Origin of the sequence: Streptomyces sp. ITFR-6, assembly GCF_031844725.1 — a bacterium.
Classification (GTDB): domain Bacteria; phylum Actinomycetota; class Actinomycetes; order Streptomycetales; family Streptomycetaceae; genus Streptomyces.
Map to the genome: position 1 here is coordinate 5,922,326 of NZ_CP134612.1, position 23,348 is coordinate 5,945,673.

Consider the following 23,348-nt stretch of genomic DNA (forward strand, 5'->3'; position numbering starts at 1 on the left):
CTCAGGTGTCCCGGGCCCACGGCTGTGACGGAGCCCCGTCCTCACCCCACGGCGCGCGGCAGCCGCAGGCTCAGCAGTGTCGTCAGTACCACCGCACCCAGCTGCACCAGCAGTGTCACGGCCAGCGCCTCCCGCATCCCCGAGCCCGGGGCCAGCGACAGGAACAGCGAACCGAGCGTCGCCACACCCAGTGCCAGCGCCGCCTGCTGAGTCGTCGTCATGACCCCGCCGCCGACCCCGGCCCGCTCCGGCGGTACGTCGGAGAGCACGATGCGGAACAGGACGGGCAGCTGGAGCCCCTGGCCGAGACCGGCGATCGCCATCCCGGGCAGCAGCCCGAGCATCCCCAGCCCGGACCAGTCGCGCCACACGGTGATCACCAGCACCACCACGCCGAGCGCCTGGATGATCCCGCCGACCGTCACGACCCGGCTGCCGTACCGCCGAACCAGCCCCGGCCCCGCCAGCGAGGCGGCGAAGAAGGCCGCCGCCATCGGGGCCATCGACAGGCCGGACGCCGCCGGGCCGAGCTTCAGGCCCTGCTGGAGCGCCACCGCGATGACGAACATGAAGCCGCCGAAGCCGACCGAGAACGGCAGCACCAGCGACAGCCCGCGCCGCAGCGAGTCGAGCCGCAGCAGGCTCGGCGGGACCAGCGGGATCAGGCCGTTCCGGTCGGCCCGCCGCTCCACCCGGCAGAAGGCGGCCGCGGCGAACGGGAACAGTGCCAGCGAGACCCAGGTCCACAGCGGCCAGCCGGCCGCCCGCCCCTCGGTCAGCGGGGCCAGCAGTGTGACCAGTGACGCCGCCAGCAGCAGCGTGCCCGGCACGTAGATCGGCGCGGGCCGCTCCGAACGCGTCTCGGGCACCGAGCGGGCCGCCAGCACCAGCCCCACCGCCGCCACCGGAACGTTGACCAGGAACACGGACCGCCATCCCGCGCTCTCGCCGAACACCGACGAGAGCGGCGCGGCGGCGACCAGCACGCCGCCCAGGATCTGCCCGGCGACCATCGAGAGCCCGGCCGTCGCCCCGTAGAGGCTCATCGCCCTGGCCCGGCGGTGCCCGAGGTGGCCGCCTGGATGGTGGCGAGGACCTGCGGCAGCATCAGCGCCGCCGCGGCGCCCTGGGCCACCCGGGCGCCGACCAGCGTCCAGGCGTCCGGGGCGAGGCCGCAGGCCGGCGAGGTGATCCCGAAGGCCGCGATGCCGAGCAGGAAGAGCCTGCGCCGGCCGGCCATGTCACCGAGCCGGCCACCGAGTACGAGCAGGACGGCATAGGCGAGTCCGTAGCCCGCGACGACCAGTTCCAGCAGGGCCGGGCCCGCGTCCAGGTCGTGGTCGATGGTGGGCAGGGCGACGTTCACGATGAAGAAGTCGATCAGAGGGAGGGCCGCGCCCAGCAGCACGGTGAACAGCCCCAGTGCGCCGAGCACCGGCGTGGGGTGGTCGTGCCGCACCACGGATGCGGCGGTGGTGGCGGATGTCTTCGGCCGGACATTCGGCCGTACAGAGAAATCACTCACGGCATCGACGATCGCTCTTCTCGAAGCCTGGTACCAGAGTGTCTTTATCCTGGTACAAATAGCACCCGGCATGGTGCCGGGCCGTCCCGCACTCTGGAGGAATGACGACGATGGCGACCCCGGCCCGGACGGGCGTCGCAGCCCCGACGGCTTCAGCATCCCCAGAGGCCACCGCAGCACCGGCGGTCCCCGATACCCGGATCCGGCGGCACGAGCTCGCGGACTTCCTGCGCAGCCGCCGGGAGCGGATCACCCCGGAGCAGGTGGGCCTGGTCCGGGGCCGTCGCAGGCGCACGCCGGGGCTGCGACGTGAGGAGGTGGCCCAGCTCTCCGCCGTCGGCGTCACCTGGTACACCTGGCTCGAACAGGCCCGTGACATCCAGGTCTCGCCCCAGGTCCTGGACGCGCTGGCCCGCGCGCTGCTGCTCGACCGCAGCGAGCGCAGCCACCTCTTCTCCCTCGCCGGGGCCATCGATCCGGCCCCCGGTACGGAGTGCCCGAGCATCACCCCGGCGCTGCGCGCGATGCTGCGGCAGCTGGAGCCGATCCCCGCCTGCGTCCAGAACAGCCGCTACGACGTGCTCGCCCACAACCGGACGTACGGCAGGCTGCTCTGCGAGCTGGACGCGGTGGCGCCGCAGGACCGCAACATCATGCTGCTGGCCTATACGAACGAGCAGTGGCGTTCCACCGTCATGGACATCGCGGAGGTGACCCGCTTCCTGACGGCGAAGTTCCGTGCCGCGATGGCCGAGCACCTGGCGGAGCCCTCATGGAAGGCCCTGCTCAAGCGGCTGGAGGCGGCGTCGCCGGAGTTCCGGGAGACCTGGGCGAGGCATGAGGTCGTCAGCTCCGGCGGCCGGTCCAAGATCTTCCGGAACGCGCATGTGGGGCTGTTGCGGGTGGAGACCTCGGATCTGTGGCTGGGCCCGTCGGCCGGTCCGCGGCTGGTCACCTACGTACCGCGCGACGAAAAGACCCGGGAACGGCTCCAGCGGCTTCAGGACCTGGTGCTCGCGGACGAGGACTGACCCCCGGACCCTTCGCCCGACGCGGCCCCGGCGTGGCCCCCGGGCCGCCCGCCGCCCGGACCGTGTCCCGCCGGGGCCGCCCCCTCCAGCAGTTCCGCGGTCCGGCGTGCGGTGCCCCGTGCCCAGCGCCCGCTGGTCAGCGCCCCGACCAGCAGGACGCACAGCCCGCAGCCGGTGATGATCCACCAGGCGGGCTTGCTCGCCGCCACGAAGTCACCGGCGGGGCCGACGCCGCCCGAGGAGCCGGCGCCGGACACCCCGGCCGCCAGCACCGCGCCGATCACGGCGACGCCCAGCGTCTGCCCGATCTGGCGGCTGGTCGAGGCGACCGCCGCGGCCACGCCCGCCTGGGAGCGGGGCATACCGGAGACCGCGGTGTTGGTGATGGGCGCGTTCACCGCGCCGAAGCCCAGCCCGAACAGCACATAGCCGGTGAACATCAGCGCGTTGTCGGTCTCCGCGTCGAACAGCGCGAACATCAGACCGCTCGCCGCCATCGCGACTCCGGCGGCCAGGAGCGGGATACGCGGCCCCCGGGTGGCGACCACGCGCCCCGAGATCGGCGGCAGAACGCAGACCACCGCCGCCATCGGGAGCATGTACAGACCGGCGCCCAGCGCGCTCATCCCCCGTACGTCCTGGAGGTAGAGCGTGTTGACGAAGAGGAAGCCGCCGAGCGCGGCGAAGGCGCTGACCGCGATGACGGTGGCTCCGCTGAACGGGGCGCTGTGGAAGAACCGCAGATCGATCAGGGGATCGGTGCGCCGGGGCTCGTACACCAGCAGGCCGATCAGCGAGGCCGCCGCGACCGCGGCGAACAGCAGGATCTCGGTGGAGGTCCACCCCTTCTGCGGCGCCTCGATGATCGCGTACGTCAGCGAGCCCAGCAGCGCGATCACCAGCAGCTGGCCGACCGGGTCGGGGCGGCGGGCCTTCGCGGCGCGCGACTCGGGGACGTACCTCAAGGTCAGCAGCAGCGCGGCGATACCGACCGGCAGGTTGATCCAGAAGATCGACCGCCAGCCGACCGAATCGACCAGGGCGCCGCCGACCACCGGTCCGGCGGCCATCGAGATGCCGACGACACCGCCCCAGACGCCGATCGCCCGCGCGCGTTCGCGCGGCTCTGTGAAGGTGTTGGTGATGATCGACATCGCGACCGGGTTCAGCATGGAGCCGCCGACGGCCTGCACCATCCGGAACACGATCAGCGTCTCCAGGCTGGGCGCGATCGAGCAGAGCGCCGAGCCCAGGGTGAAGAGGACGAGTCCGGCCATGAAGACTTGGCGTCGGCCGATCCGGTCGGCGGTGGAGCCCGCCAGCATGAGCAGGGAGGCGAGGACGAGTGTGTACGCGTCGATCGTCCACTGCATCCCCGCGACGCTCGCGTGCAGGTCCTGACGCATGGACGGGAGGGCGACGTTCAGGACGGTGCTGTCCAGGCTGACGATCAGCAGACTCATGCAGCAGATCGCCAGCACCAGCATCCGTCTCCGGTGGCTGAGCTCGGGCATGCATGGATAGTACGGCTAACTAACGACTCCCGCTGGCATGGCCGCCCCAGCGGCCGCCTCGGAGCACACGAAGCGGGGGCGGGCCGGACGCCCGCCCCCGAGCAGTTCCCGGCGTACGCGACAATGGGGGAATGACCACGCTCGCCCCCGCGCCCCAGCTGCTCCGCATCGGCCCGCACACCGTGCAGCCGCCGGTGGTCCTCGCCCCCATGGCGGGCATCACCAACGCGCCCTTCCGGACACTGTGCCGGGAGTTCTCCGGCGGCAAGGGGCTGTTCGTCAGCGAGATGATCACGACCCGGGCGCTGGTCGAGCGCAACGAGAAGACCATGCAGCTCATCCGGTTCGACGCGAGCGAGACCCCGCGCTCCATCCAGCTGTACGGAGTGGACCCGGTCACGGTCGGCAAGGCCGTCCGCATGATCGTCGACGAGAACCTCGCCGACCACATCGACCTGAACTTCGGCTGCCCGGTCCCCAAGGTCACCCGCAAGGGCGGCGGCTCCGCGCTCCCGTACAAGCGGCCGCTGCTGCGCGCGATCCTGAACCAGGCCGTCTCCAACGCGGGCGGTCTGCCGGTCACCATCAAGATGCGCAAGGGCATCGACGACGACCACCTCACCTACCTCGACGCCGGCCGGATCGCGGTGGAGGAGGGTGTCACGGCGATGGCCCTGCACGGCAGGACCGCCGCCCAGCACTACGGCGGCACCGCCGACTGGGACGCCATCGCCCGCCTCAAGGAGCACGTCCCGGAGATCCCCGTCCTCGGCAACGGCGACATCTGGTGTGCGGACGACGCCCTGCGGATGATGCGCGAGACCGGCTGCGACGGCGTGGTCGTGGGGCGCGGCTGCCTGGGCCGCCCCTGGCTCTTCGGTGACCTGGTGAGCGCGTTCGAGGGTACGGAGACGCGGCAGACGCCCTCCCTGCGCACCGTCGCGGACGTCATGCTGCGGCACGCGACGCTGCTCGGGGAGTGGATCGGTGACGGGACCCGGGGCGTGATCGACTTCCGTAAGCACGTGGCCTGGTACCTCAAGGGCTTCGCGGTCGGCTCCGAGATGCGCAGGAACCTCGCGGTCACCTCCTCGCTGGAGGAGCTGGGCTCGCAGCTGAACGAGCTGCGGCTGGACCAGCCGTGGCCGGACGGCGCCGACGGCCCGCGCGGCCGCACCTCGGGCAACAACCGGGTGGTGCTCCCGGACGGCTGGCTGAAGGACCCCTACGACTGCGCGGGCGTCAGCGCGGACGCGGAACTGGACACGTCGGGCGGCTGATACGGGTGGGCTGAGACGGGCGGGCGGTACGGGAAGAGGCCTCAGCCGCCGACGCCCGGCCCGGCCCGCCGCTCCAGCGGGGCCGCCGTCGCGGAGTTCATCACGTTGAAGACCATGCTCCCCGCCCGGTAGCGGTCGTCCGTCCACTCGATGGCCCGGCCCGCCGCCGTGTACGTCAGGTGCCGCTGCCGCAGCAGCGGACTCGCCCGGCGCACCCGCAGCAGCCGGGCGTCCTCGCTGCCCGCCGCGACCGCGTCGATCAGATGCTCGCCGTACTGCGCGACGATGTCCGCACCCTCCGCGATGCTGTTCATGATCGAGACGCAGTCCTCCGGCAACGCCAGGACGGCCGGCGCCACCCAGTGCGCGTATACGGTCCGCTCGACCATCACCGGCTCCCCGTCGAGCCACCGCAGCCGCAGCACGTACAGCACCTCGCTGCCCGGCTCCACGTCCAGGCGTTCGGCCTCCTCGGCGGTCGCGGTGCGGGTGACGCGGGTCAGGATGCGGCTGGAGACCTCGCACCCCATCGCCTGGGCCCACTGCGCGAAGCTGTTGAGCTGCTGGAAGCTCTGGCGGCGCTCGCTGCGCAGGACGACCCGCCGCGCCCCTTGCCGGGAGCCGATCAGCCCTTCCGAGGCGAGCAGCGCCACCGCCTGGCGGACCGTGCCGCGCGAGACGGACCAGTGGGCGGCGAGATCACTCTCCGACGGCAGCCGGGAGCCGAGCGGATAGGTGCCACTGCGGATGGAGTGCCGCAGCGACTCCGCGATCTCCCGATAGCGTGAATGGCTCACGCGCCCCCCCTCGGCCAGCGGGTCCAAGGGCCTGGACCCGCTGCGGATCATGGATCTCTACAGATCATGGACTGTGTACAGGTCCGCTCGTCGATCGCGGTCCTGTCGCTCACTCTAATGCCGGTGAGCGGCGTTTCGATGCAGGGTCGTTATCTACCACAGCCCCTGAATAGTCGGCTTTCCTCTTCCTCGCCTCTTGCCGCACCGGACACCGGACGTTAATGCTCCGGACACCTGGACCGGGCGAACTGATGCCAGCTTGTATGAACAAGTGGCACTCCCTTCGCTTCCAGGAGATTCACCGTGCGCAGATCTCGTCCCCGCCCTCGCATCCGCGCCAACAGCCGTGCGGCCGCCGGCATAGCCCTCGGCGCGGCGGCCCTGGCCGTACTCACCGCCTGTGGCGCCGCACCCGAGGAGAAGACGGACACCGGGGCGGAGGGCGTGCAGCCCGCAGAGGCCACCTCGGTCAAGGACTTCGGCGGGCTGGACAAGCTGGTCGCCGCCGCGGAGAAGGAGGGCGAGCTCAACGTGATCGCCCTGCCGCCGGACTGGGCCAACTACGGCGAGCTGATCAAGGCCTTCCAGGCCAAGTACAAGGTCAGGATCAAGAGCGAGAACCCGGACGGCGCCAGCGCCGACGAGATAGCCGCCGTCAAGTCCCGCAAGGGACAGAAGCGCGCCCCCGACGTCCTCGACCTCGGGATCGCCTTCGCCCGCAGCGGCGCGGCCGGGAACCTCTTCGCCCCGTACAAGGTCGCCGGCTGGGACAAGATCCCCGACAGCCAGAAGGACGCGGACGGCCGCTGGTTCAACGACTACGGCGGCTACGTCTCGATCGGCTGCGACGCCGCCCGGATCAAGAACTGCCCCGAGACCTTCGCCGACCTGCTGAAGCCCGAGTACAAGGGCAAGGTCGCCCTCAACGGCAACCCCACCAAGTCCGGCTCCGCGTTCGGCGGCGTGTACGCGGCGTCCCTGGCCGACAAGGGCTCGTTCGGCGACATCCAGCCCGGCATCGACTTCTTCGGCAGGCTGAAGAAGAGCGGCAACTTCATCCCCGTCGAGTCCACCCCGGCGACCGTCGAGAAGGGCGAGACGCCGATCAGCATCGACTGGGACTACCTGAACGCCGGGTACGCCGACCAGTTCAAGGGCAAGGGCGTCGACTGGAAGGTCTCCGTGCCCTCCGACGGCGTGTACGCCCAGTACTACTCCCAGGCCGTCAACAAGGAGGCCCCGCACCCGGCGGCCGCCCGCCTCTGGATGGAGTACCTGTACAGCACCGAGGGCCAGAACCTCTGGCTCAAGGGGTACGCCCGCCCCGTGCTGCTGCCCGCCATGACCGAGGACGGCACCGCCGACAAGACCTTCGTCACCAAGCTCCCCGAGGTCGCCGGCACCCCCTCCTTCCCGTCCTCCGACGAGCTGGACAAGGCCAACGCCACGCTCTCCGAGAACTGGGACAAGGCCGTCTCCTGATGACCTCCGCCCACCCGTCCGCCGCCCCGGGCCCCGGGGCGGCCGCCCCGAAGACCACCGGCCGCGCCCGTGGGCGCCGGCCGGCCCGCGCCTGGCTCGGCGCGCTCCCGCTGCTCGTCTTCGCCGGGCTCTGCTTCGGACTGCCCGCCGGCGCCCTGCTGTACGGGGCACTCACCCGCACCGACCCGGCCTCCGGCGCCACCGAGGCCACCGGGGAGAACCTCCGGCGCTCGCTCCAGGGGCCCTACCTCACCTCGCTCACCGGCAGCGTCGAGCTGTCCGCGCTGACCGCCGCCCTCGCCGCCGTCCTCGGCGTGCTGATCGCCCAGGCCGTAGTCACCTCCCGGCGCGGCACCCTGCGCGGGGCCGTCCTCACGGCCTCCGGGGTGCTCGCCAACTTCGGCGGGATCCCGCTGGCCTTCGCCTTCGTCGCCACCCTCGGCATCTCCGGTGTGGTCACCCGGCTCGGGCACCTGGACACGCTCGGCTGGAACCTCTACTCGTTCACCGGACTCACCGTCATCTACCTCTACTTCCTGATCCCGCTCATGGTGCTGGTCGTCGTCCCCGCGCTGGACGGGCTGCGCCCGCAGTGGCGCGAGGCCGCCCGCAACACCGGCGCCACCACCTGGCAGTTCTGGCGCCACGTCGGACTGCCGGTGCTCGCGCCCTCCCTGCTCGGCGGGTCCGTCCTGCTCTTCGGCAGCGCCTTCGCCGCGCACGCCACCGCCGCCGCCCTGGTCGGCGGCTCCGTACCGCTGGTCACCCTGAAGATCGCCGACGCGCTCTCCGGGAACGTCCTGGTCGGCCAGGAGAACGTGGCGCTGGCGCTCAGCCTCGACATGATCGTGATCGCCGGACTGGTGATGGCGGTCTATCTGCCCCTCCAGCGACGGAGCTCCCGATGGCTGCACTGACCACCGCCGCCCCCGCGACCGAGGCCCCGGTGCCGGTGAAGGCCCGCCGCACGCGCCCCCGCTACTGGCGCGGTGCCGTACTGGCCCTCGCCGCGCTGTACTTCGTCACCCCGCTGCTCTCCTCGTTCGTCTTCACGGTCCATGTGCCGGGCCAGGGCCTCACCTTCGAGGCGTACAGCGGCATCCTGTCGGCCGACGGATTCACCGACAGCCTGTTCCTCTCGCTCTCCCTCGCCGCCGCCACGATCGCGCTGGCCCTGCTGCTCGTCGTCCCCGCGCTCGTCGCGGTGCGGCTCGGGCCGCCCCGGCTGCGGGCCGTCGTCGAGGTCGTCTGCGTGCTGCCGCTGGTGGTGCCGCCGATCGCCCTGGTCACGGGCATCACCACCGTGCTGCGCTGGGGGCCCGACCATCTTTCGCGCACCCCGCTCTACCAGACGTTCCTCGCGGTGCAGAACGAGTCGTTCCCGGTGGTGCTGGTGCTTGCCTACACCGTGCTCGCGCTGCCGTTCGTGCACCGCTCGCTGGACGCCGGACTGCGCGCCGTCGACGTACCCACCCTCGTGGAGGCGGCCCGCAACTGCGGGGCGAGCCGGACACAGGTGCTCCTGCGCGTCATCCTGCCCAACCTGCGCTCCTCGCTCGCCGGGGCCTCCTTCCTGACCCTGGCGCTGGTGCTCGGCGAATACACCATCGCCTCGCTGCTGGGCTTCCGGCCGTTCGCGGTGTGGATCGTCACCGTCTCCGGTGCAGAGGCCCGGATGTCGGTCGCCGTCTCGCTGCTCTCCCTGCTCATCACCTGGGTCCTGCTGCTCGTCCTCTCGCGCGCCGGAACCGGCTCCGCCCCCTCCGTCCCGGCCGCCGCCGGCACCGTCCCCGCCCCCGACCCCGGCAAGGAGTAGCCACCCATGTCAGCCCTGCCCACCGCCACCGCCGGACGTCCCGAACCGGTCAGGACCGCCACGCCGCAAGGGCGGGCCGGCACCGGAGCCCGGGTGGAATTCCGCTCCCTGCGCCGGGCGTTCGGCCCCACCGTGGCCCTCGACGGACTCGACCTCACCGCCGAACCCGGCGAACTGCTCGCCCTGCTCGGCCCCTCCGGCTGCGGCAAGACCACCGCGCTGCGGGTCCTCGCCGGGTTCGAGCAGCCGGACTCCGGCGAGGTCCTGGTCGACGGCGAGGACATCACCCCGGTCCCCGCCAACCGCCGCGACGCAGGCATGGTCTTCCAGTCCTACAGCCTCTTCCCGCACCTCAACGCCCGCGACAACGTGGCCTTCGGCCCCCGGATGCGGGGCGTCTCCACCGCCGAACGGCACGCCACCGCCCACGAACTCCTCGAACTCGTCGGCCTGCCCGACCACGCCGGCCGCTTCCCGCACCAGATGTCCGGCGGCCAGCAGCAGCGCGTGGCGCTCGCCCGCGCGCTCGCCCTGCGCCCCCGGGTGCTGCTGCTCGACGAACCGCTCTCGGCACTCGATGCCAAGGTCCGGCTCACCCTGCGCGAGGAGATCCGCCGCCTCCAGCTGTCGCTCGGCATCACCACCATCTTCGTCACCCACGACCAGGAGGAGGCCCTCTCCATGGCCGACCGGGTCGCCGTCCTCAACGAGGGCCGCCTGGAGCAGTGCGCGCCCCCGGCCGAGCTGTACGAACGGCCCGCCACCGCGTTCGTCGCCGAGTTCGTCGGCACCATGAACCGGCTGCCCGGCCGGCTGACCGGCGACGGCCGCGTGGAGGTCGCGGGCACCACGCTCCCGGTCGACGGCGAGGTCCCGGCCGGCGGGGGAGCGGCCGACGTGCTGATCCGTCCCGAGAACATCGGCGCCACGGCCGACCCGGACGGCACGGCCACGGTCGTCTCCGCCTCCTTCCTCGGCTCGGTCACCCGGGTCCTGCTCGACCTCCCGGACGGCGTCGCCGTCAAGGCCGACCTCCCCTCGCGGGACGCCACCGAGCTGACCCCCGGGGTACGAGCGAGCGTGACCCCGGTCCGGCGCCCGGTGCTCGTCGTGCCCGCGACGGGGAGCACGGCGCCCGGAGCCGTGGCCCGCGACGGCCGGGCGGACGCGTGAAGGCGCCCGCGGCCGTCCTCTTCGACATGGACGGCACCCTGGTCGACACCGAGGTGCTGTGGTGGGAGACGGTCCGCGAGGTCGCCGCCGGGCTCGGCCACCGGCTGACCGACGCCGACGCGCCGGAGGTCGTCGGCCGGGCCGTCGCGGACACCGCCGCTCATCTGATCGGGGTCACCGGCGGGAGCGCCGCCGCGCTGGACCGCACCATCACGGAGCTGACCGGCTCGTTCTTCCGGAAGGTCGACGCGGGTGCGCCGCTGCGCCCCGGAGCCGCCGCGCTGCTGGCCTCGCTGGAAGTGGCCGGAGTGCCGTTCGCCCTGGTCAGCGCCTCCCCCAGGAGTGTGGTGGACGCGGTGGTGGCCGGGTCGCTGGCCGGGGTGGACTTCGCGTTCACGCTGTCGGCCGACGACACCGTACGGACCAAGCCCCACCCGGACCCGTACCGGGCGGCGGCCGAGCGGTTCGCGGCCGCGCCCTCGGCGTGTGTGGCGGTGGAGGACTCTCCGGACGGCACCGCGTCGGCCGACGCGGCGGGGTGCGCGGTGCTGGTGGTCCCCTCGCTGCTGGCCGTGGCCCCCGGGCGGGGGCGGACGTTCGCCCGTAGCCTGGACGAAGTGGACCTCGGGGTGCTGAGTGACTGCCTGAGGCGTCCGAATCCTGAAATCCAGGGTCCGGAATCAGCGTGATTCACGCCACCTTTGATGGGGCTTCCGCTCAAACGAGCGTATTGGCGGTGGCTGCATTTCTGGAAGGTCTGGCACTCAGTGCCATGTATCAGCCTTCAGGGAGTGTACTCAGGTGCGCAGATGGCCGCTCAGATGGGTGGAAGTCCTCAAGAAATGACCATGTCGCCTTAAAGAGCTGAACGAAGAGCCTCGGCTTGATCGTCGGAGTGATTCTTTGGATCTGCTGGCGGACAGGTGGTTGCGGTCGCATGACGGCCGAGTGGACGTACCCAGACACCTTAGATCTGGGTATGTTCCTCGCCGTCAGGGCAGTCCACCGCGTCGTCGAGGAGTCGAGACCCGTGTCGGAAAACGAAGACCCGCAGAAGTTCGTCTACGACTTCACCGAGGGCAACAAGGATCTGAAGGACCTGCTCGGCGGGAAGGGTGCCAACCTCGCCGAGATGACCAACCTCGGGCTTCCCGTCCCTCCGGGCTTCACGATCACGACCGAGGCCTGCAAGGTCTACCTCGGCAGCGGCGAGGAGCCGGCCGCCCTGCGCGACGAGGTGAGTGCGCACCTCGACGCCCTTGAGACGCGGATGGCCAAGAAGCTCGGCCAGTCGGACGACCCGCTGCTGGTCTCCGTCCGCTCCGGCGCCAAGTTCTCGATGCCGGGCATGATGGACACGGTCCTCAACATCGGCCTCTCCGACGCCTCCGTCCTCGGCCTCGTCGCCCAGTCCGGCGACGAGCGGTTCGCCTGGGACTCCTACCGCCGCCTCATCCAGATGTTCGGCAAGACCGTCCTCGGTGTCGACGGCGACCTCTTCGAGGAGGCGCTGGAGGCCGCCAAGGAGGCCAAGGGCGTCAGCGTCGACGTGGACCTCGACGCGGCCGACCTCAAGAAGCTGGTCAAGCAGTTCAAGAAGATCGTCACCCGGGACGCCGGACGCGAATTCCCGCAGGACCCGCGCGAGCAGATGGACCTGGCCATAAAGGCCGTCTTCGACTCGTGGAACACCGACCGCGCCAAGCTCTACCGCCGCCAGGAGCGCATCCCCGGCGACCTAGGCACCGCGGTCAACGTCTGCTCCATGGTCTTCGGCAACCTCGGCCCCGACTCCGGTACGGGCGTCGCGTTCACCCGCGACCCGGCCAGCGGCCACCAGGGCGTCTACGGCGACTACCTGCAGAACGCCCAGGGCGAGGACGTCGTCGCCGGTATCCGCAACACCGTGGCGCTCGCCGATCTGGAGTCCATCGACAAGAAGTCGTACGACGAGCTGATCGCGATCATGGAGACGCTGGAGACCCACTACAAGGATCTCTGCGACATCGAGTTCACCATTGAGCGCGGCCGGCTGTGGATGCTCCAGACACGGGTCGGCAAGCGCACCGCCGGTGCCGCCTTCCGGATCGCCACCCAGCTCGTCGACCAGGGCCTCATCGACGAGGCCGAGGCCCTCCAGCGCGTCAACGGCGCGCAGCTGGCGCAGCTGATGTTCCCGCGCTTCGACGACGAGGCCGAGGTACGGCTGCTCGGCCGGGGCATCGCCGCGTCGCCGGGCGCGGCGGTCGGCAAGGCCGTCTTCGACTCGTACACCGCGATCAAGTGGTCCCGTTCCGGCGAGAAGGTCATCCTGATCCGCCGTGAGACCAACCCCGACGACCTGGACGGCATGATCGCCGCCGAGGGCATCCTGACCTCGCGCGGCGGCAAGACCTCGCACGCCGCCGTCGTCGCCCGGGGCATGGGCAAGACCTGTGTCTGCGGCGCGGAGGAGATCGAGGTCGACACCAAGCGGCGCCGGCTGACGGCCGGGACCACGGTCGTGGAGGAGGGTGACCTCGTCTCCGTCGACGGTTCGACCGGCAAGGTCTACCTCGGTGAGGTGCCCGTCGTGCCGTCACCGGTCGTCGAGTACTTCGAGGGCCGGATGCACGCGGGCGCCGACGACGCCGACGAGCTGGTCGCCGCCGTGCACCGGATCATGGCGTACGCGGACCGGGTGCGCCGGCTGCGGGTACGGGCCAACGCGGACAACGCCGAGGACGCCCTGCGGGCCCGCCGCTTCGGCGCCCAGGGCATCGGGCTTTGCCGCACCGAGCACATGTTCCTCGGTGAGCGCCGCGAGATGGTCGAGAAGCTGATCCTGGCCGACACGGACCAGGAGCGCGAGACGGCCCTTGAGCAGTTGCTGCCGCTCCAGAAGGCCGACTTCATCGAGCTGTTCGAGGCGATGGACGGACTGCCCGTCACCGTACGGCTGCTCGACCCGCCGCTGCACGAGTTCCTGCCCGACATCACCGAACTGTCGGTCCGGGTGGCGCTCGCGGAGTCCCGCAAGGACGCCAACGAGAACGACCTCCGCCTCCTCCAGGCCGTGCACAAGCTGCACGAGCAGAACCCGATGCTCGGTCTGCGCGGGGTCCGGCTCGGTCTGGTCATCCCGGGCCTGTTCGCCATGCAGGTACGGGCGATCGCGGAGGCCGCAGCCGAGCGCAGGAACGCCAAGGGCGATCCGCGCGCCGAGATCATGATCCCGCTCGTCGGCACGGTCCAGGAGCTGGAGATCGTCCGCGAGGAGGCGGACCGGGTCATCGCGGAGGTCCAGGCCGCCACCGGCACGAACCTCAAGCTGAAGATCGGCACGATGATCGAGCTGCCGCGCGCCGCGCTGACCGCCGGTCAGATCGCGGAGGCGGCGGAGTTCTTCTCCTTCGGCACCAACGACCTGACCCAGACGGTGTGGGGCTTCTCCCGTGACGACGTGGAGGCCTCGTTCTTCACCGCGTACCTGGAGAAGGGCATCTTCGGGGTGTCGCCGTTCGAGACGATCGACAAGGACGGCGTCGGCTCGCTGGTACGCAGCGCCGTCGCGGCCGGCCGGGCCACCCGGCCCGAGCTGAAGCTCGGCATCTGCGGCGAGCACGGCGGCGACCCGGAATCGGTGCACTTCTTCCACGAGGTGGGCCTGGACTACGTCTCCTGCTCGCCCTTCCGCATTCCGGTGGCCCGCCTTGAGGCGGGCCGGGCGGCGGCGGCGTCGCGCGGCAGCGACAGCCGCTGAACCACCTGAGCCACCTGAACCACTGATTCCGCGGGGGCCGCCGGTCGGGGCGACCCTCACCGGACCGGCGGCCGGCGCGGAATTCCCCGGAGACGGCGGCACCCTGTGCGGGGGTGCCGCCGCCTCGTCATGTCCGCCACCCATTGCTTCGTTCAATGCGCAAAGAGATAGTCCGGAACGGACCGGGGTGCGGTTCATGGATCCCCATCCATGAACCGCACCCCGCTTACCCCCGTCGGGTACGGAGCCGCACCATTGCCGACCGCCGCCGAACGAGCGAAACCCCCCACGGCCTTCACTCGCTCTTCCGGTGGCTCTGGAATCGCAACCCGACGTCGTACAGCTTTTCGGGTGACACCAGGTCGGGGCGAGACGTTTCACCTCTGGCCGAAACCCCGTGGTGACGTGGTGTGACTGTTCGCATACTCTTGCGCGGGGGCAATTGCAGGTGCAAGTGGGTGGGGGTTCGGTGCTGCGTATCCATATATCCGGGTGGGACCTTTCCAGAGTGCGGATGGCCACCGGGCCGGACGCATTGTGGGAGACCATTCTCAGTTTTCACCGACTGAGGGACCGGCGTGCTTCAACGGTGTTCGGGAAATGGCGCACGGAAACCCGCCCCCGGTTGAATGGTGAAGTACGTCTGCTGTCCGCCGTGGTTCCACCGCGCGGCTATTTCCCGGACTTCCTGACGCCTTCTCAGGAAGGTTCGGAACCGCTGGACTTCGGCACCGGAACGGAGGTGCTGCGCGACACCCCGGCCGAGCGCCTGCGCGCCGAACTGTCGATGCTCGGCGCCGAGGGAGACACCGACAGCCGTACCGGCACGGCCCGGCGGGCGGTCCGGCCGGTGCGGCTGGACGCGCTGTGGGAAGGGCGCTCCGAGCCCCTGGGCCGCCTCATCGGGGCCCTGCGCGGCTACCACCGCGCCGCGGTCGAACCGTACTGGCCGCATATCCAGGCGAGCGTCGAGGCCGACCGCGCGGTCCGGGGACGCGCCCTGCTGGACGGCGGCCCGGAAGAGCTGCTCGCCTCGCTCCCGCCGGTGATCCGCTGGCGGGCACCGGTGCTGGAGGCCGACTATCCGGTCGACCGCGAACTGCGGCTGGACGGCCGGGGGCTGCTCCTCCAGCCGTCGTTCTTCTGCCGCGGCGCCCCCGTCGTCCTGCGCGATCCGCTGCTGCCGCCGGTGCTCGTCTACCCGGTCGGCCACGCCGCCGCCCCGGTCTTCGCGGAACCCGGCCCCTGGCTCGGCCGGCTCCTCGGCCACACCCGCTCGACGGTCCTGCGGACCATCGGTGACGGCTGCACCACCAGCGAGCTCGCCCGCCGGGCCGGGGTCTCCCTGGCGTCGGCGAGCCAGCACGCCTGTGTGCTGCGCGAGGCGGGCCTGGTGCACACCCTGCGCCACGGCAGCTCGGTCCTGCACACGGTGACCCCGCTGGGCGGCTCGCTGCTCCGGGGCGGCGCGCCGCTCGCCCTGCAGTGAGCGGGCGCGCGCCGGGTCCGGTCAGGATCCTTCTCCGGCACCGATGAGTTTCCGGCGGCCCCGGCGTCTAACTGTCGTAACGCGTTCACGCCACGCGCACAGGATCGACCCACCGAGAGAGTGAGACGGCCATGCCTCAGATGATCTTCGTGAACCTGCCGGTCAAGGACCTGGAGACGACCAAGGGGTTCTTCGGGAAACTGGGCTACTCGTTCAATCCTCAGTTCAGCGACGACCACACCGCCTGTCTCGTCATCAGCGACACGATCTTCGCCATGCTGCTGGAGGAGCCGCGCTTCAAGGACTTCACCAAGAAGGAGATCGCGGACGCCTCGACGACCACCGAGGTGATCCTCGCGCTCAGCGCCGACAGCCGGGAGAAGGTGGACGAGCTGGTCGAAACCGCCCTCGCCTCCGGCGGACACCCCTCCGGTGAGACGCAGGACCTCGGCTTCATGTACGGCCGGTCCTTCCAGGACCCCGACCACCACAACTGGGAGGTCGTGTGGATGGACCCGTCCGCTGTCAAGGGCCAGGGCTGAGCCCGCCGGGCCGCGGCCTCGGGAGAATCAGACCCCGAGGCCCGCGAAGGTGACGCCGGTCAGCTGTTCCGACGCCACCCACAGCCGCTCGCTCGCCACGTCGTTGAGCGTCCAGCCCGCACGCCAGGACGGAGCGGGTTCGCCGCGCCACCCCAGCACCCTCGGACCGGTGAACGAGTCGGGCCGGACGCCCGGCGCGGTGGCCGCGTACAGGGTGGGCAGGGCGCCCGCGGCCGCCGGCTGGGCGATGATCCGGTTGCCGAATTCGATGACGCGCTCCGCCGCCCTGCGGTTCTCCATCCGGACGCCCGCCGTCTGCAGGTTGGTCGAGGCGTAGCCCGGGTGCGCGGCGGCGGCGACCAGTCCGCTGCCGATGGCGGCGGTCCGCCGGGCCAGCTCGTGGACGAACAGCAGGTTGGCCGTCTTCGAACGGCCGTAGGCGATCCAGCGGCGGTAGTTCCGCTCGCTGTTGAGGTCGCCCATGTCGATGTTGGACAGCGCGTGCAGACCGCTGGACACGCTCACCACCCGTGCGCCCGGGGTGGCGAGCAGCTTCGGCAGCAGCAGCCCGGTGAGGGCGAAGTGCCCGAGGTGGTTCACGCCGAACTGGGTCTCGAAACCGTCGGCGGTCCTCCGGTACGGGAGGGCCATCACCCCGGCGTTGTTGATCAGCAGATCGAGCCGGTCCGGGGTGTACGCCGCGGCGAACTCCCGTACCGACGAGAGATCGGCCAGATCCAGCGCGGCGAACTCCACGTCCGCGTCCGGCACCGCGCCCCGGATGCGGGCCGCCGCCTCCTTGCCGCGCCGCTCGTCACGACAGGCGAGCAGCACCCGGGCGCCGTGCCGTGCCAGCTCCCGTGCGGTGATCAGCCCGATACCGCTGTTGGCTCCCGTCACCACGGCGGTGCGGCCGCTCTGGTCGGGAATGTCGTTCACGTACCGGCGCTGGGTCATGGATCAAGCGTACGACCGGACGGTCCGACAGCCGGAAGCGGCCGTTCCGCCCGCACGCCCAGCCAAGCCCGCCCGCTCGGTCGGTTCAGTCCGCGCGGACCTCGAAGACCGCGACGGTGACCTCGTCGTCGTCCAGGCAGGCACCCGTCGCCAGGTCGAAGCGCTGTTTCAGCAGCGGGGAGGCGACGAACGGCTGCCCGCCGTCCGATCCGACCAGACCCCGTGACAGGACGTAGGCCCCGGTGAACGGGTCGCGGTTGTCGATCGCGTACGTACGTCCCGCACGGTCCAGGAACACCGCGACCTGGCTGCCGTCCGGGAGCAGGGCTGCGACCCCCCGGCCGGGGGCGAGCAGCGAACGGTCGCAGACGGCAAGCCAGTCGCCCCCGGCGGCGAGCCGCACGACCCGGGTGTCCCGCGCGGTCTCCGTCGTCTCGGCGGTCGTCTCCGTGGGCGTCTCGGCCGTCGTCTCGGTCATCGTCCGGGCGGTCATGAGGCGGTCCCTTCGAGCGTGCGGACGGCGAGGACCGGGCCGGCGAGGATGTCCAGGTCAGGCTTGACCTGGTCGCGCTCCGGGACGAACCTCACCGACGGGTCGGGTGCGTCGGGTGCGTTGACGAAGGTGACGAAGCGGCGCAGCCGCTCCGGGTCGTTGATGGTCTCGGCCCACTCGTCGCGGTAGCCGCGGACGTGGTCGGCCATCAGCCGCTCCAGCTCGTCGCAGAGCCCGAGCGAGTCGTGCACGACGACGTCGCGTACGTGGTCCAGCCCGCCCTCGATGCGGTCCAGCCAGGTGGAGGTGCGCTCCAGCCGGCCGCGGTGCGGATGTAGAACATCAGGAACCGGTCGATCAGGCGCACCAGTTCGGCGTCGGACAGGTCCTGGGCGAGCAGGTCGGCGTGGCGCGGGGTGGCTCCGCCGTTGCCGCCCACGTACAGGTTCCAGCCGCCGGCGGTGGCGATGATCCCGAAGTCCTTGCCGCGGGCCTCCGCGCACTCCCGGGCGCAGCCCGAGACCGCCGACTTCAGCTTGTGCGGGGAGCGCAGGCCCCGGTAGCGCAGCTCCAGGTCGATCGCCATCTTCACCGAGTCCTGCACGCCGTAGCGGCACCAGGTCTGCCCCACACAGGACTTGACCGTCCGCAGCGACTTTCCGTACGCGTGCCCCGACTCGAACCCCGCGTCGACCAGCCGGGTCCAGATCAGCGGCAGCTGCTCGACGCGGGCGCCGAACAGGTCGATGCGCTGGCCACCGGTGATCTTGGTGTAGAGGCCGAAGTCCCGGGCCACCTCGCCGATCACGATCAGCTTCTCCGGAGTGATCTCGCCGCCGGGGATGCGCGGCACGATCGAGTACGAGCCGTTGCGCTGGAGGTTGGCGAGGAAGTGGTCGTTGGTGTCCTGGAGCGCGGCCTGCTCGCCGTCCAGCACATAGCCGCTCGCGCCGACCGTGGGCGTCGGCGAGGCGATGACGGAGCCCACCGTGGGCTTGCAGACCTCGCAGCCTTCGCCGCCCCGGGCCGCCTCCCGGCCGTGCGAGTCGAGCAGCTCGGCGTACGAGGTGATCTCCAGGGTGCGGACGATCTCGTACAGCTCGCCACGGGTGTACGGGAAACAGCCGCACAGGCCCTTGTCCTGGCTCTGCGGGAGCAGCTGCCCGATGACCTTGACGCAACTGCCGCAGCCGGTACCGGCCTTGGTGCACTTCTTCACCTCGGGCAGCGTGGTGTGCTCGCGGACCGCGCCCTTGGTGACGTTGTGGCAGGAGCAGATCACCGCGTCGTCGGGCAGCGCGGACGGGCCGAGGACGGCCGGACCGCCCGTACCGGCCGGGAGTACCAGCTGCTCGGGGGCGACCGGCAGAACGGCGCCCGCCATCGGCCGCAGCATGCCGTACCGGTCCGCGTCCCCGATGAGCACCCCGCCGAGCAGCGTGCCGTCCCGCCCGATCACCAGCTTCTTGTAGACCCCGGAGCGGGCGTCCGCGTACACCACGTCGAGGCAGCCCTCCGAGGTGCCGTGCGCGTCACCGAAGGACGCGACGTCCACCCCGAGGAGCTTCAGTTTCGTCGACATATCGGCACCCGTGAACGAGGCCTGCCCGCCCGCGACCACCTCGGCCGTGGTCTGCGCCATCTCGTAGCCGGGCGCCACCAGCCCGTACACCCGGCCGTCCGGGGCGAGCGCGCACTCACCGATCGCGAAGACCGCCGGGTCCGAGGTGCGGCACTCCTCGTCCACGATGATGCCGCCGCGCTGCCCGACCGCCAGACCGCACTCCCGGGCCAGCTGGTCGCGGGGCCGTACCCCGGCCGAGAAGACCACCAGGTCCGTGGCCAGCGAGGAGCCGTCGGAGAGCGACATCCCGTTCACCGAACCGTCCTCGCCCGCCGTCACCTCCTGGGTGCCGACCCCCGTGTGCACGGTGAGGCCCATGTTCTCGACGGTGCGCAGCAGCGCCGCGCCCCCGCCCTCGTCCACCTGCACCGGCATCAGCCGGGGCGCGAACTCCACCACGTGCGTATCGAGGCCGAGCCCTTTCAGCGCGCCCGCGGCCTCCAGGCCGAGCAGTCCGCCGCCGACGACCGCGCCGCTCGTCGCCGTCCTCGCGTACTCCTCGATCGCGAGCAGGTCCTCGATGGTGCGGTAGACGAAACAGCCCTCGGTGTCCTTGCCGGGGACCGGCGGGACGAACGGGTAGGAGCCGGTGGCCAGGACCAGCGTGTCGTAGCCGAAGGTCTCGCCGGAGCGCGCGGTGACGGTACGCGCCGCCCGGTCCACGGACTCGGCCGGGTCACCGAGGCGCAGCTCGAAGCCGTGCCGCTCCATGAAGCCGGGCTCGGCCAGCGCCAGTTCGTCCGGGGTGCGCCCGGAGAAGTACGAGGACAGCTGGACCCGGTCGTAGGCGGCGCGCGGCTCCTCGCAGAGGACGACGACCCTGGCGGTGCCGGCCGGGCCGGTCAGCCCGCGCTCGGCGAGGGCCTCCAGGAACCGCTGGCCGACCATCCCGTGCCCGACGACCACGAGGGTCGGCACGGCAGGGGAGCGGGAGGCGCGGGCGGTCGGGCAAGTGGACACCGGCATCTCGGGAGCCCCCGTCGTTGGTGAGCGGGTGGAGCCGCCGGAGCGGGGGAGCCCGGCCTGTCTGCTCATGAGGGAAGCGTGTCCGGTGGGTGTTACCCGTCCGGTTCTCCGCTGTTTCCCGGCGGGAACCTTGCGCTCAGCGCCGGTGGCGGCGGCCTGTGAGGGGCTTGTGAGGCGGGAACGGGTTGGACGCGACACGTGGCGTTTCCTTAAGGTCGCGATCATGCCTGACATAACCGTGACCACCCTCGTCGTGCTGTGCCTCGCCGCGGGCGCGGCCGGCTGGATCGACGCGGTGGTCGGCGGTGGCGGACTGCTCCTGCTGCCCGCACTACTGCTGGGACTGCCGCACGTACCCGCCACGCACATCCTCGGCACCAACAAGGCGGTCGCCATCGTCGGCACGTCGGGCGCCGCCGTCGCCTACGCCCGCAAGGCGCCGGTGAAGGTCGGCACGGCGTTGCGGATCGGCCTCGCGGCCCTGGCGGGATCGATGACCGGTGCCTTCTTCGCCGCCGGGATCAGCAGCGAGGTGCTCCGTCCGGTGATCATGGTGGTGCTGCTGGCGGTCGCGGCGTTCGTGATGCTGCGGCCCCGGTTCGGCAGGGCGGCGGAGGACGGTACGGCTCCGCAGGTCACCCGGGCCCGCACGGTGACCGCGATCGTCCTGGTCGGCGGCGGCATCGGCCTGTACGACGGGTTGTTCGGGCCGGGCACCGGCACCTTCCTGGTGCTGGCGCTGACCGCGGTGCTCCACCTGGATCTGGTGACGGCCTCGGCCACCGCGAAGATCGTCAACGTCTGCACCAACGCCGGTGCGCTGGCGATGTTCGCCTACCAGGGCAACGTGATGTGGCAGCTGGCCGGTCTGATGGCGGTGTTCAACCTGGCGGGCGGCCTGATGGGGGCGCGGATGGCGCTGAGCAGGGGCAGCGAGTTCGTCCGAGGGGTGCTGCTGGTCGTGGTGTTCTCGCTGGTCGCGAAGCTCGCCTTCGACCAGTGGAACGCCTGAGCGGCGGAGCGCGGCCGGGCGTCAGCGGACCGAGGTGAGGTGCGCGTACGCCACCACGTTGCCCTGGTAACCCGTCGACTCGGAGAACCCGCCGCCGCAGGTGATCAGCCGCAGCGAGGCGTGTTCTGAGGAGCCGTACACCCGCGTGTCGGGGAAGTCCTTGCTGTCGTAGACCTCGATGGCGTCGAGTGCGAAGACGGCGGTGCGGCCGTCCTGCCGGTCCACCTCGACGGTGCTGCCCTTCTTCAGTGAGCCGAGGTCGTAGAAGACGGAAGGGCCCTGCGCGTTGTCGACATGGCCGGCCACGATCGCACTGCCCTTGGCGCCCGGCGGGGTGCCGTCCTTGTACCAGCCGACGATGTCGGTGTTCCCGGCCGGAGGCACATCGAGGCTGCCGTCCGCCCCGAGCCCGAGCCGCATCATCGGGGCGTCCACCCGGATGGCCGGAATCCGGATGCGGACGGGGGCCGAGGGGCGCAGGGGTTCGGCGACCGGCGATCCCGGCAGCAGATCGGGTCCGGCGGCGAAGGCCTCGGCGGAGGCCGGGCCGGGTGGGGTCAGCCGGGTGTCGGCGCCGTTCCGGATCAGCCAGACACCGGCCAGCGCCGCGACGACGAGCAGCCAGCCCTTGGCCTTCTGGGACACGGTCGTCCTCCGGGTGACGAGGTGCAAGTGCGGTCCCGTCCCGGTGGCGCTGGGCCACCGGGACGGGACCAGGCGGTACGGAGAGGTGGAAGTCTCCGTCAGCTGTCGTCCCGCGTGCCGCTCGCCCGGCGACGCAGGAGCCAGGCTCCGCCGACGGCGGTCGCGGCGAGAACGCCGGCGCCCGCCGCGATCTGGGTGGTGTCCGGTCCGACGCTGCCGCCGATGCCGGTCTTGACGTGCCCCGTGGGGGCGGTGGGGGCGGCCGAGGCGCGGTGGCCGGAGGGGGTCTCGTGGTCCGAGGAGCTGTCGTCGCGCCCGGTGGAGCTGTCGTGGGACGCGGAGCTGTCGTGCGTGCCGGAGCTCTCGTGCCCGGACGGGCTCGGCCGCTCGCTGGAGGTGCCCCGGCCCGGAGCCGTGGGGGAGTCCGGCACGAGGGCCGAACCGGCCGCCTCGGCCTCGTCGAGCCCGGTCGAGTCGTAGGCCGAGGGGTCGCTGCCCGCATCGGCTGCCGGGGAATCGGCTGAGGAATCGGCCGGGGAGTCGTACGCCGAGGAGTCGCCGGTGTCCGCGGGGGAGCGGTCGTCGGAGCCGTCCGGGGCCGGGGCCGTCCGGGAGGCGGCGCCGTCCTTGCCCGTGGTGCCGGCGGCCTCCACCTCGATCTCGCCGGTGGCCTTCCTGCCGTTCTCGCAGGCCACATCGATGCTGTACGGGCCGGGCTCGACATTGCCCGGTACCCGGAACGAACCGGCCAGGACCTCCTTGAGGGTGGCCGGTGCCAGCGCGAAACGCGAGGCCTCCAGGGACCCGGCGTCGCCCGTCGCTCCGGTGTCGCTCCCGCAGGCCTTGGTGTTCACGGTGACCGTGGCGCCCGGGGCCGCGCTCGCCGGGGTGATCTCCAGCGGGCCCGGTCCGTCCGCGTACGCCGACGGGGCGGCGGTGCAGAGTCCGAGCGCTGCGGCGGCGAGGGCCGAGGCGGCGGTGCCGGTCACGAGGCGAGCAGGACTGCGCATGGGGGTTTCCTCCGAGCAAGGGGCGCTGGCGGGTGTGTCCTGGCTCCGAGCTAACGGCCGGGTGGCCGCCCACGCCTGCTGACACCGAGTCAGCTGTCACCCGTCCGGACCGGCGCAGCCTCCTTGCCGCGCGGTATGCGTGCAGGTCAGGGCGGTCGTGGCGGGGGAGGTGCGGCCTCCTTCCACGACCGGTGCCGATCGGGTGACGGCACCCGTAGCGGATGTGGCGCACATCACATGCATGACCCCG

Annotated in this window: 17 protein-coding genes and 2 pseudogenes; 11 read left to right on the plus strand and 8 right to left on the minus strand. The window is 71.5% G+C overall.

What is annotated here, in order from left to right:
* Window positions 1-41: 41 nt before the first annotated feature.
* Window positions 42-1,462, minus strand: a pseudogene (locus RLT59_RS26985) (MFS transporter).
* A 164-nt stretch (window positions 1,463-1,626) separates the two neighbouring features.
* Between RLT59_RS26985 and RLT59_RS26990 the strand changes: the two are divergent.
* Window positions 1,627-2,556: an MmyB family transcriptional regulator gene (locus RLT59_RS26990; RefSeq protein ID WP_311305787.1), complete on the plus strand. Its 930-nt coding sequence runs from the start codon at window positions 1,627-1,629 to the stop codon at window positions 2,554-2,556.
* Here the strand turns inward: RLT59_RS26990 and RLT59_RS26995 are convergent.
* The gene (locus tag RLT59_RS26995; protein WP_311305788.1) at window positions 2,526-4,070 is read right to left on the minus strand and encodes an MFS transporter; all 1,545 of its coding nucleotides are present in this window, start codon (window positions 4,068-4,070) and stop codon (window positions 2,526-2,528) included. The two genes, RLT59_RS26990 and RLT59_RS26995, sit on opposite strands and share 31 nt — an antisense overlap.
* 131 nt (window positions 4,071-4,201) lie before the next feature.
* Between RLT59_RS26995 and dusB the strand changes: the two genes are divergently transcribed.
* The gene (gene dusB / locus RLT59_RS27000) at window positions 4,202-5,350 is read left to right on the plus strand and encodes a tRNA dihydrouridine synthase DusB (protein ID WP_311305789.1); all 1,149 of its coding nucleotides are present in this window, start codon (window positions 4,202-4,204) and stop codon (window positions 5,348-5,350) included.
* Window positions 5,351-5,391: 41 nt separating this feature from the next.
* On the opposite strand, the gene RLT59_RS27005 is transcribed toward dusB, so the two are convergent.
* Window positions 5,392-6,147, minus strand: a complete 756-nt coding sequence (locus tag RLT59_RS27005) for a GntR family transcriptional regulator (RefSeq protein WP_311305790.1) — start codon at window positions 6,145-6,147, stop codon at window positions 5,392-5,394.
* A 303-nt stretch (window positions 6,148-6,450) separates the two neighbouring features.
* On the opposite strand from RLT59_RS27005, the gene RLT59_RS27010 reads away from it, so the two are divergent.
* From RLT59_RS27010 to RLT59_RS27045, 8 genes are all read left to right on the plus strand, one after another.
* Window positions 6,451-7,629 carry an ABC transporter substrate-binding protein gene (locus RLT59_RS27010; protein WP_311305791.1) on the plus strand — a complete coding sequence of 393 codons (1,179 nt, stop codon included), beginning with the start codon at window positions 6,451-6,453 and terminating at the stop codon, window positions 7,627-7,629.
* Window positions 7,629-8,546 carry an ABC transporter permease gene (locus RLT59_RS27015; protein ID WP_311305792.1) on the plus strand — a complete coding sequence of 306 codons (918 nt, stop codon included), beginning with the start codon at window positions 7,629-7,631 and terminating at the stop codon, window positions 8,544-8,546. The genes RLT59_RS27010 and RLT59_RS27015 overlap by 1 nt, the downstream gene beginning before the upstream one ends.
* Window positions 8,534-9,445: an ABC transporter permease gene (locus tag RLT59_RS27020; protein WP_311305793.1), complete on the plus strand. Its 912-nt coding sequence runs from the start codon at window positions 8,534-8,536 to the stop codon at window positions 9,443-9,445. Before RLT59_RS27015 ends, RLT59_RS27020 begins: the two co-directional genes overlap by 13 nt.
* Window positions 9,446-9,451: 6 nt before the next feature.
* Window positions 9,452-10,618 carry an ABC transporter ATP-binding protein gene (locus tag RLT59_RS27025; protein ID WP_311305794.1) on the plus strand — a complete coding sequence of 389 codons (1,167 nt, stop codon included), beginning with the start codon at window positions 9,452-9,454 and terminating at the stop codon, window positions 10,616-10,618.
* On the plus strand, window positions 10,615-11,307 hold the full coding sequence (locus tag RLT59_RS27030) for an HAD family hydrolase (RefSeq protein WP_311305795.1): 693 nt from the start codon (window positions 10,615-10,617) through the stop codon (window positions 11,305-11,307). The genes RLT59_RS27025 and RLT59_RS27030 overlap by 4 nt, the downstream gene beginning before the upstream one ends.
* Before the next feature lie 341 nt (window positions 11,308-11,648).
* Window positions 11,649-14,360, plus strand: coding sequence for a pyruvate, phosphate dikinase (gene ppdK, locus RLT59_RS27035; RefSeq protein ID WP_311305796.1), 2,712 nt, complete (start codon window positions 11,649-11,651; stop codon window positions 14,358-14,360).
* Between the two features lie 469 nt (window positions 14,361-14,829).
* Window positions 14,830-15,849: an ArsR/SmtB family transcription factor gene (locus tag RLT59_RS27040; RefSeq protein WP_311305797.1), complete on the plus strand. Its 1,020-nt coding sequence runs from the start codon at window positions 14,830-14,832 to the stop codon at window positions 15,847-15,849.
* A gap of 131 nt (window positions 15,850-15,980) precedes the next feature.
* Window positions 15,981-16,391: a VOC family protein gene (locus RLT59_RS27045; protein ID WP_311305798.1), complete on the plus strand. Its 411-nt coding sequence runs from the start codon at window positions 15,981-15,983 to the stop codon at window positions 16,389-16,391.
* A gap of 27 nt (window positions 16,392-16,418) precedes the next feature.
* Here RLT59_RS27045 and RLT59_RS27050 read toward each other — a convergent pair whose 3' ends face one another.
* The 3 genes and pseudogenes from RLT59_RS27050 to nirB all read right to left on the minus strand — a co-directional run bounded on the left by RLT59_RS27050 (window position 16,419) and on the right by nirB (window position 20,431).
* Complete coding sequence (locus RLT59_RS27050; RefSeq protein WP_311305799.1) at window positions 16,419-17,348, minus strand: oxidoreductase; 930 nt, start codon at window positions 17,346-17,348, stop codon at window positions 16,419-16,421.
* An 85-nt stretch (window positions 17,349-17,433) separates the two neighbouring features.
* On the minus strand, window positions 17,434-17,841 hold the full coding sequence (gene nirD, locus RLT59_RS27055; protein ID WP_399126172.1) for a nitrite reductase small subunit NirD: 408 nt from the start codon (window positions 17,839-17,841) through the stop codon (window positions 17,434-17,436).
* A pseudogene (gene nirB, locus RLT59_RS27060) lies at window positions 17,838-20,431 on the minus strand (nitrite reductase large subunit NirB). The gene nirD and the pseudogene nirB overlap by 4 nt, the downstream one beginning before the upstream one ends.
* Window positions 20,432-20,654: 223 nt before the next feature.
* On the opposite strand from nirB, the gene RLT59_RS27065 reads away from it, so the two are divergent.
* Window positions 20,655-21,443, plus strand: a complete 789-nt coding sequence (locus tag RLT59_RS27065; RefSeq protein ID WP_311305800.1) for a sulfite exporter TauE/SafE family protein — start codon at window positions 20,655-20,657, stop codon at window positions 21,441-21,443.
* 21 nt (window positions 21,444-21,464) lie between these two features.
* Here RLT59_RS27065 and RLT59_RS27070 read toward each other — a convergent pair whose 3' ends face one another.
* Together RLT59_RS27070 and RLT59_RS27075 are read right to left on the minus strand one after the other, a co-directional pair.
* A complete protein-coding gene (locus tag RLT59_RS27070) occupies window positions 21,465-22,088 on the minus strand; it encodes a class F sortase (protein ID WP_311305801.1) in 624 nt (207 codons plus the stop codon).
* A 98-nt stretch (window positions 22,089-22,186) separates the two neighbouring features.
* Window positions 22,187-23,098 carry a GVDTG sorting domain-containing protein gene (locus RLT59_RS27075; RefSeq protein WP_311308001.1) on the minus strand — a complete coding sequence of 304 codons (912 nt, stop codon included), beginning with the start codon at window positions 23,096-23,098 and terminating at the stop codon, window positions 22,187-22,189.
* Between the last annotated feature and the right edge of the window lie 250 nt (window positions 23,099-23,348).